Annotated in this window: 10 protein-coding genes and 2 pseudogenes; all 12 read right to left on the bottom strand. The window is 59.5% G+C overall.

Annotated elements, in window-relative coordinates:
• Positions 1-248 precede the first annotated feature (248 nt).
• The gene (locus A0257_17590; protein AMR28731.1) at positions 249-731 is read right to left on the bottom strand and encodes a hypothetical protein; all 483 of its coding nucleotides are present in this window, start codon (positions 729-731) and stop codon (positions 249-251) included.
• Positions 732-1,083: 352 nt separating this feature from the next.
• Complete coding sequence (locus A0257_17585; protein AMR28730.1) at positions 1,084-4,857, bottom strand: hypothetical protein; 3,774 nt, start codon at positions 4,855-4,857, stop codon at positions 1,084-1,086.
• A 171-nt stretch (positions 4,858-5,028) separates the two neighbouring features.
• Positions 5,029-5,274, bottom strand: coding sequence for a hypothetical protein (locus tag A0257_17580; GenBank protein AMR28729.1), 246 nt, complete (start codon positions 5,272-5,274; stop codon positions 5,029-5,031).
• A 37-nt stretch (positions 5,275-5,311) separates the two neighbouring features.
• Positions 5,312-5,860 (bottom strand): hypothetical protein, encoded by a 549-nt coding sequence (locus A0257_17575; GenBank protein ID AMR29829.1) that lies wholly within the window; start codon positions 5,858-5,860, stop codon positions 5,312-5,314.
• Positions 5,861-5,876: 16 nt separating this feature from the next.
• Positions 5,877-6,548: a hypothetical protein gene (locus A0257_17570; protein AMR28728.1), complete on the bottom strand. Its 672-nt coding sequence runs from the start codon at positions 6,546-6,548 to the stop codon at positions 5,877-5,879.
• Between the two features lie 28 nt (positions 6,549-6,576).
• Positions 6,577-6,930: a hypothetical protein gene (locus A0257_17565; GenBank protein ID AMR28727.1), complete on the bottom strand. Its 354-nt coding sequence runs from the start codon at positions 6,928-6,930 to the stop codon at positions 6,577-6,579.
• 112 nt (positions 6,931-7,042) lie between these two features.
• On the bottom strand, positions 7,043-7,801 hold the full coding sequence (locus tag A0257_17560; GenBank protein AMR29828.1) for a cytochrome oxidase subunit III: 759 nt from the start codon (positions 7,799-7,801) through the stop codon (positions 7,043-7,045).
• 62 nt (positions 7,802-7,863) lie between these two features.
• Positions 7,864-8,454 carry a cytochrome oxidase subunit III gene (locus A0257_17555; protein AMR28726.1) on the bottom strand — a complete coding sequence of 197 codons (591 nt, stop codon included), beginning with the start codon at positions 8,452-8,454 and terminating at the stop codon, positions 7,864-7,866.
• 105 nt (positions 8,455-8,559) lie between these two features.
• Positions 8,560-9,411: a protoheme IX farnesyltransferase gene (locus A0257_17550; protein AMR28725.1), complete on the bottom strand. Its 852-nt coding sequence runs from the start codon at positions 9,409-9,411 to the stop codon at positions 8,560-8,562.
• Positions 9,412-9,535: 124 nt separating this feature from the next.
• Positions 9,536-10,603: pseudogene (locus A0257_17545) on the bottom strand (cytochrome oxidase assembly protein).
• A gap of 135 nt (positions 10,604-10,738) precedes the next feature.
• A complete protein-coding gene (locus tag A0257_17540) occupies positions 10,739-12,562 on the bottom strand; it encodes a cytochrome c oxidase subunit I (protein ID AMR29827.1) in 1,824 nt (607 codons plus the stop codon).
• A 170-nt stretch (positions 12,563-12,732) separates the two neighbouring features.
• Positions 12,733-13,734 (bottom strand): annotated as a pseudogene (locus tag A0257_17535) (cytochrome C oxidase subunit II).
• Positions 13,735-13,769 lie beyond the last annotated feature (35 nt).

Raw genomic sequence — 13,769 nt, 5'->3', positions numbered from 1 at the left:
CCACAAAGCGAACCCGAGTGCCCAAAAAGTGAACCCGAGTGCCAAAAAAGCGAACCCGAGTGCCTACAAAGCGAACCCGAGTGCCCAAAAAGGGGAGTGAGTTAGGGTCGGACCCCAACTCACTCCCCTTTTTAGGCACTCAACTCAGTTGTATCCGTCGCGGAGTAGGGTGCGGGGCTTGCCCCCGCCCATCGTTGAACGATTCGTATTGGTTTCGTTCAACGACGGGCGGGGGCAAGCCCCGCACCCTACTTCGCGAGGGTCGCGGGGGCGGCTTTGCGCTTGCCCTGGCTGGCGAAGCGGGGCTCCAGCTCGGCCACGGCGGCCTGCGCCCCTGGCTGGTTGAGCGAGGCGGCGATTTTGAGGGCGCTATACGCCACCAGGGCCGACGAGTAGCCCTCGGAGCCCGCTTCCATGCGGGTGCTGTCCACGTCGGTGGCGAAGCTGTTCAGCTCCAGATACAGGGGCAGCAGGTCGGCGTTCACGCCCGCGTCCACGACCAGGCCGGCCACGTCCAGATACTGCGGCATGAGGGTGGGCAGGCTCTGGGCAAACTCGGCGGCTTTGGTCACGAAGGCCACCGATTTGTCGCCCATCTTGGGCAGGCTGGCGCGCTCCTCCGGGGTGAGGGCCACCAGGTAAGGGGCCAGCGCCTGGCGCGCCTGGCGAATGGCGGCCAGCGCATCGGCCAGCGCTTTGGCCAGCACGGCTTGGGTAATAAGGTCTGCCATAGGGCAAGAAAGAGAAAGGAAAAGCCCCGCGATTGCCAGGCCCACGGGCCACGCCGCTAACACGTTGTTAGCAAGCGGAACCGGGATGCAAGTTAAGGATGATGAGCTAAGCATGAAGAATTGTGGGGCGTTGGGATAGGCGGGGCCGGCTGCCGGCTTTTTGGCCGGCTGTCCGCTCGTCGTTCGCGCCGCCGGGGCTCGTTCGGGCTGCTCGTTCTGACGACGAGCGGACAGCCGGCCAAAAAGCCGGCAGCCCGCCCCCGTGCCAACCCCGACCGGCGCGCCCGACGAGCGGACAGCCGGCCAAAAAGCCGGCAGCCCGCCCCCGCCTATCCCAACGCGCCTACCCCCCCTACCCCGCCAGCGGCAGCTCGATAAAAAACGTGGTCCCTACCCCTACTTCCGTCTCGAACCAGATGCGGCCGCCGGCGCTCTCGATGCCGCGCCGGGCCACCGCCAGGCCAATGCCCGAGCCGGTGGCTTTGGTGGTGAAGTTGGGCCGGAAGATATTTTCGCGCACTTCCTCCGGGATGCCCGCGCCGTTGTCGGTGATGGTGAGGAGCACGTGGCCGGGGCCTTCGGGGCGCAGGGCCACGCGCTGGCGGGGCGCGCGGCCGGGCGGCACGGCCTGCTTGGCATTCAGGAGCAGGTTGTTGAAGGTGCGCACCAGCAGGCTTTCGTCGGCAAAGACGACGTAGGTGCCGTCGGGGGGTAGGGCCAGGTCCAGCGCGCCGTGCTCGTCGCCATCCTGCTCCCGAAACAGCTCGGCGCACTGCCGCAGCACGGCCGTGATGTCGAGGCGCGCGGGCCGCATGGTGGGCAGGTTGGTGAAGGTGCTGAACGAGGTGGCGATGTCCGAAAGCACGTCAATCTGGGTGATGAGCGTTTGGGAAATGCGGCCAATCAGGGCCTCGGCGTTGGGGCGGCGCTCGGCAATGGCCTTTTGCAGGTATTGCAGGCTCAGCTTCATGGGCGTGAGCGGGTTCTTGATTTCATGGGCCACCTGGCGGGCCATTTCGCGCCAGGCGGCTTCTTTTTCCTGGGCGGCCAGCTCGCGCTTGCTGGCTTCGAGCTTGCCCAGCATGTCGTTGTATTCGCGCACGAGCAGACCAATTTCATCGTCGCTGCTGCGGTAGTCGAGCACCTCGTTGCGGCCGGTGAGGGTGGTGCGGCGCAGGCGCTGCGTCAGCAGCTTGAGCGGGGCCGTGAGCTGGCGCGTGGCCACGAAGGCCAGCCCCAGAAACACCAGAAACATGAGCGTGAAGATGTTGAGAATGGTCGTAAACAGCTCCGTCAGCTTGCTATCCAGCTCCTTCTGCGAGTCAAAAAACGGGATGCCCACGTAGCCCAGCACCGGCCCGGCCGGCCCATCGACGCTGGCTGCCCGCACCGGCAGGTAGAGCGAGCTGAACGAGAGCGTGCCGGCCCGCTCGGTGAGCAGCGTGCGGCTCAGGCCGCGCTCGCGCAGGTCAATCACGGCCTGCGGATTGAGCAGCGGCCCCAGCAGGCCCGCCTCAAAGATGAGCGGCTGCGAGCTGACCAGCAGCTGCCCGCGCGCGTCGTAGAGGTTGAGGTCGGTTTCGGTGAGGGCGGCCACGTTGCGGGCCAGCGCCGTGAGCACCGGCCGGGCGGTGGTGTCGCTGAGCTGGTCGCGGCGGCGCAGCAGGCTTTCGAGGGCAATGTGGCCCCGGCGCTCGTAGGTGCGGCGCAGGTCGCGGCGGTAGCCCGAAATGACCTGGCTGGCCGTGGCCACGCTCACCACCAGCAGCGGAATGAGAATGCCCAGGTTGAGCAGCAGCTGAATGCGGGCGCTGAAATTGAAGCGCACGCCCCAGCCGCCGCGCCGCCGCAGCAGGTAGGCCCCGCCCGCCAGCAGCCACACCAGCACGTTGAGCAGCAGCTGAAAGGAGAAGTTGGAAAACCAGTCGGCCAGCGAATAGGTGGCCGTCGTGACCACCACAATGCGCCGGCCGCTGGCATCGCGCATGGCCAGGTGGTGAAAATCGCTCACGACCAGGCCATCCTCGTAGATGCGCGGGTCGCGCAGCAGCGCGGGGGGCAGAAGGTTGGCGTAGTCAAAATCACCCGCGCTATACACCAGCCGGCCCTGCGCATAGCCCGCGTAGCTGAGGTCGGTAGCCAGGCCGGGCTGAAAGAACTTCTGGTCCACGAGCAGCTCGGGCAGCACGCTGTAGCTGGCCAGCTGCTTGAGGCTGAGCGTGAGCAGGATGGTGCCCGCCGGCGTGGGCCGCCCGCGGCCGCCATGCGCGGGCAGCACGATGGGCACCACCGCCACGTAGCGCCGCGAACTAAACGAGTTGTCCGATTTCAGCAAATACACGCCCGGCTGGTCGGTGGCGGTGGCCGTGCGCGAAAGCTCGGCGCGGGTTTGGTTGAAGGTCAGCGTATCGTCGGCCTCGCCGCCCACGGGCTCGCCCTCGGGGTCAAAAAGGTCCACCGATTCCTCGTACTTGTCGAAGTACGTGCGCAGGTATTGGCGCTCGATGCGGCGGCGCAGGGTTTCGGTGCGCACGGGCTTGCTCAGGAGCAGGCGGGCAATCACGGGGTCGGCCGCGAGCTGTTTCAGCCGCTGACCCAGCAGGAATTCGCCCTGCAAATCATTATCGACCAATAAATTGCCCGCCAGCCGCTGCTTATCGAGCAGCAATTGGTGCTCAAACTGCCCATACAGCGCCGTGGCCCCCAATGCCGACGCCAAGCCCAGCAGCAGCAGCAGCAGCAAATAGCGCGGCGGCCCCTGGGTCGGCCGGTAGTGCAGCTCACCCAGCCGCACCAGCGTTAAATAGGCGCAGGCCATGCCCGGCAGCAGCAGCAGCACCTGGTGCAACAGCGCCCCCAGCCCCAGCAGCGCGGCCGCCAACACCAGGCCGCCCCACAGCAGCGGCCGGCGCGGCAGGCGGCGCAGGTCGGGTGCCAGCAGGACCGTGCATAGGTAAAAGACTGTTACGAAGGCCGCCGTGTGCAGCAGCACGGCTAGCACCAGCACCAGTCGGAAGCTGCTCACCTGCATGCTCTGGGTGATGTCGAGGCTGAGCTGGGTATTGCTGAACGCGCTGGCGTAGTAACTATAAAGCCCTACCACCGTTGCTACCAGCCCCAGCAGCGCCGGGATGCCCCAGCGGCCCCCTGGCGCCTGCTGCGCCCGCAAGGGCAGCCGGTAGTGGCGGTTGACCACCACTGCGGCGCCGGCCAGCAGCAGCGCCAGCACGCCATTGAGTAGCAGGTCGCCCAGCGACGGGGCCAGGCCCGACACGGCGTACAGGCGCGGGTCGAACAGCGGCAGCTCCAGCCAGGCATAGGGCAGGCTGAGGTAGAGCAGCGCCGCGCGCAAGGCCAGCGGGGTGCCCGCCAGCGCCAGCATCGCCAGCCCTACCCGCCCCTGCTGCCACCAGCGCCAGGCCAGGCCCAGCCACCCCGCCGTGTAGAAGGCGATGCCCAGCAGCAGCAGCAGCAGCGGCAGCAGCCGCCCCGCCACCACGCTGCCCGGCAGCTGCACCACCGAAAACAGGTAGTGCCCGCGCGCATCGACCAGCGCCGCTATCAGCCCCTTGGTTTCGCCGGGCAGCACGCGCGCCGCCCGCACCTGCACCTGCAGCCCTTGCAGCAGCGCGGGCTCGGCCCCCTCCCGCAAATAGCGGTTGCTGATGCCGTAGTGCCGCGCCAGCGGCACGTACGTGAGCACCACCACCGGTCCCAGCGCCCGGCGCACCACCAAAAACTCGCCCAGCGCGGTTTGCGACAGGCGCTCGGGGGTGAGGTCGGCTAGCTCGGCGGCCGTGGGCTCGGGCCCCGACGCCGACCAGCCCACCACCTTGCCCGCTTCGGCCACGAAGGTGGGGTAGGAACACTCGGCCAGCAGGCGGCTGAACTGGGGCGCGTGGGGCGGCTGGCACTCCAGGGCCACGCGGTCGGCTTCGCGGCCGGCCGTGGCGGCGGCCTGCGTCACCAGGCTTTGCAGGCGCGCGGCGTTGGGGTAGATGGGGCTGGTGCCGCTCAGCTGCCCATACGTATAGACCACCCAGCAGGCCCCAAAGCTCACCAGGGCCAGCAACAGGCAGGCCAGGGGCCAGAAGCGAAAGAAGGAAGGGCGGGCGGGAAGTAACAAGGACAGGGCTGAAAACGAATGCAAACGCGCTCTGGAGCGGACAAAAACCAAGCCGCCCACTCCCCGCAAGCTACTACGCGGGCCGGGTTCCTACCCCCTATGCGCACGCGAAAGCCGCCGCCACTGCCCGGTGGGGCAGCAGCGGCGGCTTTCACCGCGGGCGGGGTGAGCCTACATTTTGGTGGGGCGCTTGGGGTGCGTGCGCCGGTACCAGACGAAGCCCACGGCCCCCATCAGGATGTAGGGCGCGGTCATCATGTACACAATGCCTTTGTTGAGGCCCGACACGTCGTAGTCGTCGCGCTCCTGCCGGGCGGCTTCCACCTGGCTGGCGCACATCACGCACTGCGCCTTAGCCGGCAGCAGCGTAAAGAGCAGTCCAAAGCTCAGCAGCAATCCAAAAATCAGCTTTTTCATACAAGCAAAACGGTTAGGTAGTCAGAATGTTGCGGCACTAGCCGGCCGGATAATACGGAGCAATCATCAAGTACACGATAACGCCCGTCACCGAAACGTAGAGCCACACCGGAAAGGTCCAGCGGGCAATGCGCTTATGCTTGGTGTATTGCCCGGTGAGGGCAAAGTACAGCGTAAAGAGCACCAGCGCCACCGTCACCGCCGCTAGGCTGATGTGGGTCAGCAACAGGAAAAAATAAAACGCCCGCGCCGCGCCTACCCCCCCAAAATGGGTGCTCTCGACCTGCGAGTGGTAGGCCACGTAGAAAATCAGAAACAACCCGCCCAGCGCGAACGCGGTGCCCATTGCGGCGCGGTGCGCCAGCACATTCTTGTGCCGGATGAAGTAGTAGCCCATCAGCAGCGCCACGGCCGTCAGCGAGTTTAGAACCGCGTTCACGGCCGGCAGGGCGTGCAGGTAGGGGCCGGCGCCGTCGATGCGGAAGATAGTCTTGTAATAGAAAATCACGGCCACCAGCAGCGGCACCACCGCCCCCAGCGTCCCCAGGATAATCTTGTACTTGGTGTAGTCGCCCGGCTCCAGCATGGGCGGATGCAGCTGCTCAGTGGCGGTCGTCATAGGTATAAAGCAAAACGTTAATCTCCGTAATAAGCCGCTCGACCTCATACTTGTCGGCCGCGTCGTAGTAGCCGCGCACATGCTGCGCTTCGTCCACTAACAACAGCTGACCGGGCAGCAGGTTCCCCGGCTCGGTAGCCGGGCGAAACGGATAATGCGCGGGCCGCAGTGCGGTTTGCCCAAACTCATACTGCGCCAGCCGCCGCAGCGTGTCGGCTGGGGCCGCGCCAAAAAACCACTTCCCGTTAATGGTGCCGCGCTGCTCACTTAGCTTTTCCAAGTTGGCCTCCGTGGCGGCTGCGGTTGCGCCGGAGGCAACCAGCGTGACCAGCCGCACCCGCGGCTCGGGCCGAAAGCGCTCCTGAATGCGGGCCAGCGCGCGGCTTGCCGGCTCCCCTACCCCCCCCGGCGCGTAGAACTGCACCACGTACAGGCCCTTACCCAGCTCGGCGCTCGTGAGCTGGCGGCCGGCGGCCGTCAGCAGCTGAAACGGCCGAACCCTATGAAAAACAGTATCGCGCTGCCACCCCCCGGCCGAGGTGCGGACGGAGTCCACGCGTTCGGGCAAGTAGGTTGGCAGCGCGTAATGATTGCGGCCGAAGCCGTAGAGAAACAGGAACGCCAGCACCGGCACCAGCAGAAGCAGGCCCAGCAAAATAGTCTGGCGTGGTCGCATTCTATACTTAGTTGCTGAACATGTGCGAGAGCGCTTCGCCCACGTACGAGCCTTCGGTTACGAGGGCTACTACCAGCCAGATGAGCAGCGCGGTAGGAATGAGGATGGTCCAAATGAGGCTTTTGGCCTCGTGCTTGAGGTGCATAAACTCGCCCACGATGAAGAAGGCTTTCAGAATCGTCATCACGATGAAGATGCTGTTGCGCAGCGTGCGCAGGCCGGGCGAGGTCATGGTGAAGGCAATGACGAATTCTACAGCCGTGATAATAACCAGGACCCAGAAGGTGCGCCAAATCCAGGCCACGTTTGGCTTGGCGATTTCGCCGGGGTGAAGGGAAAGTTCTTCCGCGTGGTTAGCCATGATTGGTAGGTGGGTAAGTAAATAAAGAAGTAGTGTATCGGGCAGCAAGCAGGTGAACAGACGAGCAAATTACGCCTCTACTCACCACTCATCTACTGTTGCTCACTTACCCTTAAACGAGATAGAAGAAGGTGAAAACGAATACCCACACCAAGTCAACGAAGTGCCAGTAGAGGCCGATTTTCTCAATCATCTCGTAGTGGCCGCGCTTCTCAAACGTGCCGTTTGTGGTAGCGATAAAGCACCACACCAACAGGCAGACGCCCGAGAAAACGTGCGTGCCATGAAAGCCCGTGATGAAGAAAAACAAGTCGGCAAATAGAGGCGGGCCGTATTGATTGGCCGTTAAACTGGCCCCGTGCAGCACCGTGCCGTTTGCCATAAGGGTGCCCTCTTCGTGGCCGCCGATGAAGTGACTCCACTCCCAGGCCTGACTGCTGAGGAACATAGAGCCAAACAAGATGGTCCACAAGAGCCATTTCTGCACATCGGCCTTGTCCATGCGGTGGCCGGCTTCAACGGCCAGCACCATCGTCACGGAGCTGAAGATGAGAATCATCGTCATCAACGCCACGAAAGCCAGCGGCAGGTCCAGGCCGTGCAGGCCGGGGAAAGCATTGAATACTTTCTCAGGGGTAGGCCAGTAGGCGGTGCTGAAATGGAACGCCTTGGCCGTGCCCTCATACACGCCGTGCTTGTGGCGAATGAGGCCGTAAGCCGTCAGGAAAGCCCCGAACGTAAAGGTGTCCGAGAGTAGAAAGAACCACATCATCAGCTTGCCGTAGCTCGCCTTAAAGGGTTCGTTGCCGCCGTCCCAGGTGCCGGAGCGGGGCGCATCGGCGTAGGCGGCAGGAGCAGCAGTGGGCTGCAAAGTGGTAGATTGGGCCATAACGGACAACAGATGGACAAGCGGGCTTTACGCCAGATTCCCGTTTAATGGTTCAAAAGTAGGAACAAATACAGGTACAGCCAAAGCGCACCCAGGAAGTGCCAGTATAAGGTAGCGTTGCCAATCGAGAGCGTAGCGCGCGAATGCACCTGATAGTTAAGGCTTCGCTTGAGTACCACTGCTACAAAAACGAGTCCCGTAACTAAGTGGAAAGCGTGCACACCCATGAGCACATAGACGAAAGAGCCCGACGGATTGGCATCGGCACCCCCGAAGAATGTGTGGCCCGCTACCAGCACGCTCCACGCATGCAGCTGGCCAAACAAGAACGCTACCCCCAGCCCCAGCGTCAGGAGCAGGCCCAGGTTGGCGCGCTTTATCTCGTCGTGTTTGGCCGAGTAATAGGCCCACTGCATGGCAGCGCTGCTAAGTACAATAATAATCGAATTTATGAGCAGGCTAACGGGCAGGTCAAATTCGCGCCAGTTGCCCTCGTCGCGCCGCACGATGTAGCCGCTGGTAAAAGCCGCGAACATCATCACAATACTGAAAATCAACAGGATAAGCAACACGCGCTTGGGGTGCCAGCCCAGGCCCATTTCCTTATCGGCAAACGTAGCTTCCGAGGTTTTCATAGTAAATTAATTATCTAATAGTAGTTGCTGTATTTAATGCTGGGAAGCGCAGCTACTACCCGCGCTTCCCAGCATTAAATACAACACGAAATCAACAGCTAACACTCAAACTTTGTCTAAAAGAAGCGCGATTTGTACGATGGGTAAATACAGGAACGAGGCAAACATGATGTTGAGCGCCGCCTTGCGGTCCTGCGTGCGCATGAGCCGCACGGTGAGCAGGGTAAAGAGCACGCCGCAAACCAGCGCCACCCCCGCCGACACGCGCCCTGAAATACCCAGCACCAGCGGCAGCAGCGACACCGGGATGAGCAGCACGGTGTAGGTCATTATCTGAAAAGCGGTGCGGAGGTCGCGGTTGCCGGGGGTAGGCAGCATCTTGAAGCCCGCCCGCTTGTAGTCGTCGTCGGCCACCCAGGCAATGGCCCAGAAGTGCGGAAACTGCCACATAAACTGAATGCCGAACAACACCCACGCGGCCTCGCCCACGTAGCCCGTTGCCGCTACCCAGCCAATGAGGGGGGGTAGGCCACCCGGAATGGCCCCCACAGCCACGCACACCGGCGATACCGTTTTGAGGGGCGTGTAAATAAAACCGTACAGGATGAGCGAAAACAGCGACAAGGCCGCCGTCAGCGGATTGAAGTAGTAGGCCAGCAGCCCCAGCCCCAGCACCGCCAGCACCACGCAAAATACCCAGGCTTCGCCCGGTGAGATGCGCCCAGTAGGAAGCGGCCGGTTTTCGGTGCGGCGCATCAGCTTATCCAGGTCTTTCTCGAAAACCTGATTGATGATGTTAGCGGCACCGGTCACCAGCAACCCACCGAGCAGCACCAGCAGTGCCCGGCCCCAGTTTGGCGTAGCTAGGCCCAACAAGTAGCCCAGCGCACTGGAAAATGCCACTGTGAAGGAAAGCCGAAACTTGAGCAGCTGGAAATAGGCGCGGGCCTTCGTCATTAACCTGATATAATTACTACCCCAAAGGTACGCCCGACCAAGGCTAGGCGTGGTATGAATGCGCTTGCTGCGAAGGCTGCGCAACTGGCAGCCTGTCCCCTACCCCCCGCTGCGGCCGCAAAGCCAGCAGCGTCAGAAACTGCGTGCCGAAGAGCAGGGTAGCCAGCGTCAGGTGAATGGGCTGCACAAATGCTGGCAAGGCCCGGTAGGCGAGCGTAATACCCGCGACCATCTCCAGTGCCAGCACCAGCCAGGTGGCCGCAACAAGCCGCTGCAAGCGCGGAATCGCCAGCTGCCACAGCCGATAACCCACCACCACGTTGGCCAGCACCACAATGGCTGATAGAGTCCGGTGCGCTTCAAAAATGCTCCCGAGAGCAGCCACCCAGGTGTCACGACGGCCATAATCGGCAGCAGAGGCAATGCGGTCAATCTCTTCCCGCACCTGCGTGCCCATGATAATCTGCGTGAACGTGAGCAATAATACGCCCCCTAGTAGCCAGCGCAAGCTCGCATTGGCAGTAGCAGCCTCGTGCGGCCCAATCAGGCTTAGGTTCGCTAATCGGGCATTTTCAATCTCGTCATTGGCCTTCCCCCAGCGTGCCCGTTGCACCGCGTAGAGCAGGATGGCCACGATAAGCAGCGCCAACCCCATGTGGATAGTTACCATAATGGGCAGCAGATTCGTCGAAACTACCAATGACCCCAGCCATCCCTGCACCCCGGTGAGCAGCCAGCCAGCTACTGCCAGCCAGAATACCGGCCGGTCGCGTCGCCAATAGGGCAACGCTACCAACGCATTCACAAAAACGAAAATACCAATGAGCGCCCCCAGCAATCGGTTCAGGTATTCAATCCAGGTTTTGGTCGCGTTAAAATCGGTTTCCACGTACTGCGTCGGGTGAGCAAAAATCTCCCCCGCCACCTGCCGAAATCCCAGGCTCGCCAGCGTGCGAGCCAGTTTCTGATTTTTAGCAACCCGCTGCGCCAAGTACACTTGTTTATAATCGGTAGGCAATTGGCTGACCTCAGTCGGCGGTACCCATTGCCCGAAGCACTTGGGCCAGTCAGGGCAACCCATTCCTGAACCAGTAGCTCGGACAATGCCACCCACCAAAATCAATAAGTAGATACTAACAATCGTCAGCACGCTCCAAAACCGGAAGCGCCGCACAAATCCAGGTTCGCTCATCGTATTCATCATTACCTAACGCCAAAATCGCCCACAAAATCCGTGCAATCCGTTAAAATATGTGCTAATCAGTGGTCAAAAAGAACGGGCCGCCGTGGTACGGCGGCCCGTTCAGGCAAATAGGTGGTCAGTAAACTACTCAGCCAATTCCCGCTCGTAGGGAAGGTTGGAAGAAGGTGTTTGCGAATACGGTACGTTCTGCGGAATAAAGTCAGCTTCTGCACCGGGCTTGCTGTAATCGTAGGGCCAGCGATAAACAGCTGGGATTTCACCAGGCCAGTTACCGTGACCGGGTACAATGGGGGTAGTCCACTCCAGCGTAGTCGAGTTCCACGGGTTCTGCGTAGCGCGACGGCCGCGGAAAATGCTGTAGAAGAAGTTAAAGATGAAGATGAACTGAGCCAGGAAGGCCAGAATCGCAGCAGTTGAAATGAACTTGTTCAGGTCAGCAAACTGCGAGAAGGCATCAAAGCCCGTCCAAGAGTAATAACGACGCGGAAAACCAGCAATACCTACGTAGTGCATTGGCATAAACACCAAGTAAACGCCCGTGAAGGTCAGCCAAAAGTGGATGTATCCAAGCTTCTCGTCCATCATGCGGCCAAACATTTTAGGGAACCAGTGATAAATACCAGCAAACAACCCGAAGAATGCTGCCGAGCCCATTACCAAGTGGAAGTGAGCCACCACGAAATATGTGTTGTGCATCTGAATGTCGAGCGTAGCATTACCAAGAATAATACCCGTCAAACCACCCGAAATAAACAGTGACACGAAACCAATAGCGAAGAGCATTGCCGACGTGAAGCGAATATTGCCGCGCCACAACGTAGCTAACCAGTTAAATACCTTAACCCCTGAAGGCACCGCAATAATCAGTGTCAGGAACATAAATACTGACCCCAGGAAAGGATTCATGCCCGTCACAAACATATGGTGAGCCCACACGACGAACGACAGCAAGGAAATGCCAATCAGGGAGCCAATCATAGCACGGTAGCCGAAGATTGGCTTACGAGCATTGGTAGCCAAGATTTCCGACACCATACCCATCGCAGGCATGATTACAATATATACTTCGGGGTGACCCAGGAACCAGAACAAGTGCTGGAACAGTACTGGCGAACCACCCTGATTATGCAATGCCTGGCCGGCAATATATATGTCCGAAAGAAAGAACGAGGTGCCAAACGAGCGGTCAAACACCAGCAGCAGCGCGGCCGCAAATAACACTGGGAACGCTAAAATACCCAGGATTGCGGTCAAAAAGAAAGCCCAAATAGTAAGCGGCAGCTTACTCATGCTCATTCCACGAGTGCGAAGGTTAATAACCGTCGTCACGTAGTTAACACCGCCAAGCAATTGTGAAATGATAAAGAATACCATGCTCACCAGCCACATCGTCATACCCATACCAGAGCCTGGAATGGCTTGTGGCAATGCACTCAGAGGAGGATAGATAGTCCAGCCCGCGGAGGCTGGGCCAGTTTCCAGAAACAGGGAGGAAAACATGATAATGCTCGATACGAAGAAAAACCAGTACGAGAGCATATTCATAAACCCGGAAGCCATATCGCGGGCACCAACTTGCAGCGGAATAAGGAAGTTAGAAAAAGTACCAGACAAGCCAGCAGTTAGCACAAAGAACACCATAATAGTGCCGTGCATCGTTACGAGGGCCAGGTAAAACTCTGGAGCCAGCTTCCCTCCCTCTACCCATTTGCCGAGTAAAGGCTGCAACCAACTCATTGTAGCTTGCGGCCAGCCCAATTGCAGGCGGAAGAGACTGGAAAGCAAGCCGCCTACGATAGCCCACATCATTCCTGAAATCAGAAATTGCCGGGCTATGATTTTGTGGTCTTGGCTGAAAACGTATTTCCACAGCCAATGCTGGTCGTGATGCTCGTGGTCGTGCAGGTGCTCGTCGTGCTCGGTATGAGGTCCCGCAGCGGTACCTATCCCGCCCTGAGCCTGCGTAGAAGCTGGAAGATTAGTAGCCATATTATGGTAGAATTACTTAGAAGTACAGCTTAAAGCGATGACTGAGCAGCCAGCGGCGGAGCAGGAGTTTCACCAGTTTCTTCAATAGAACTAGCCCTAGCGCCTTTGCTATTTCCTTGACCAAGCCCGGTTTGCTTACTCATTTGCTTGAAAGAAGCCATAAGGTCAGCATTTTTAGAAACAGGCGTTTGAGCGGCGTACCAAGCTACGTAATCGTCAGGTTCGTCAACTACGATATTGAACTTCATAGCGAAGTGCCCCTGACCGCAAATTTGATTACAAGCAAGCTCGTAGTTAAAATTCGGATTGCCAAGCCTGGCGCGCATCTCGTCCGTAGTTGTAGTAGGCGTAAACCAGAAGCGAGTGGGCATACCTGGCACCGCGTACATCTGCACGCGGAACTGCGGCATATACACGGCGTGCAATACGTCGCGCGAACGAATTTTTATTAGTACTGGATGCCCTTTCGGGACGTGGATTTCAGAAGCGGTAAAGTCATCAAGCGCTGCTTTATCACTCAAATCAAACCCAAAATCGTTAGATGCATCGATAAGACGATAATTCACTACCCCCAGTTTCATATCGCGACCAGGATAACGAACTAACCAGTTGAACTGTTTCCCCATCACCTCAAGCACAACGGCGTCTTTTGGTGCCGGACCAGTGATGCGAGTCCAAGCCTTCCAACCCGAGAATATCAAGGCCGCCATTACGATAGCAGGAATGATAGTCCAGATAACTTCAAGTTTATTGTTATGCGAAAAGAAATATGCGCGGCGACCCTCTTTATACTGATACCGATAAGCATAAGTAAAAAGCGCAACGTGCGTAAGCACAAAAGCAATACCTATGATAATCATCGTAGTCCAGAACATCCGCTCCATTGCGTGCCCATGCACTGAAGCAATGGGTGGGTTCATCTTCCCATAGTTTTCGGAGAATGACCAGAAAAACGCAGCCCCACCGACCACCATAAACACCAACATTAGGAAGGCATTAACCCGATTGCTGGTACCAATCTGGCGCACGTATGAGCCAGAGAAGATAGCAGTTAATATCTGGAGGCGAAATAGCAGGCCAAAAACAACCAGCAACAATGCCAGGACCAGCAGAATGGTTAGGGTAGTCATTTGATATAAGTAGAAGCCAGAACTTAGTACTCACT

The sequence above is a fragment of the Hymenobacter psoromatis genome, assembly GCA_001596155.1.
Classification (GTDB): Bacteria; Bacteroidota; Bacteroidia; order Cytophagales; family Hymenobacteraceae; genus Hymenobacter.
Note: the sequence above shows the minus strand (reverse complement) of the source record. Positions and strands in the feature narration are given on the sequence as shown.

Bases quoted from the DNA above. Each gene is read 5' to 3' on its own strand.
- A0257_17590 (AMR28731.1), bottom strand. From the start codon at position 731: ATGGCAGACCTTATTACCCAAGCCGTGCTGGCCAAAGCGCTGGCCGAT.
- A0257_17580 (AMR28729.1), bottom strand. From the start codon at position 5,274: ATGAAAAAGCTGATTTTTGGATTGCTGCTGAGCTTTGGACTGCTCTTT.
- A0257_17575 (AMR29829.1), bottom strand. From the start codon at position 5,860: ATGCTGGAGCCGGGCGACTACACCAAGTACAAGATTATCCTGGGGACG.
- A0257_17565 (AMR28727.1), bottom strand. From the start codon at position 6,930: ATGGCTAACCACGCGGAAGAACTTTCCCTTCACCCCGGCGAAATCGCC.
- A0257_17555 (AMR28726.1), bottom strand. From the start codon at position 8,454: ATGAAAACCTCGGAAGCTACGTTTGCCGATAAGGAAATGGGCCTGGGC.
- A0257_17550 (AMR28725.1), bottom strand. From the start codon at position 9,411: ATGACGAAGGCCCGCGCCTATTTCCAGCTGCTCAAGTTTCGGCTTTCC.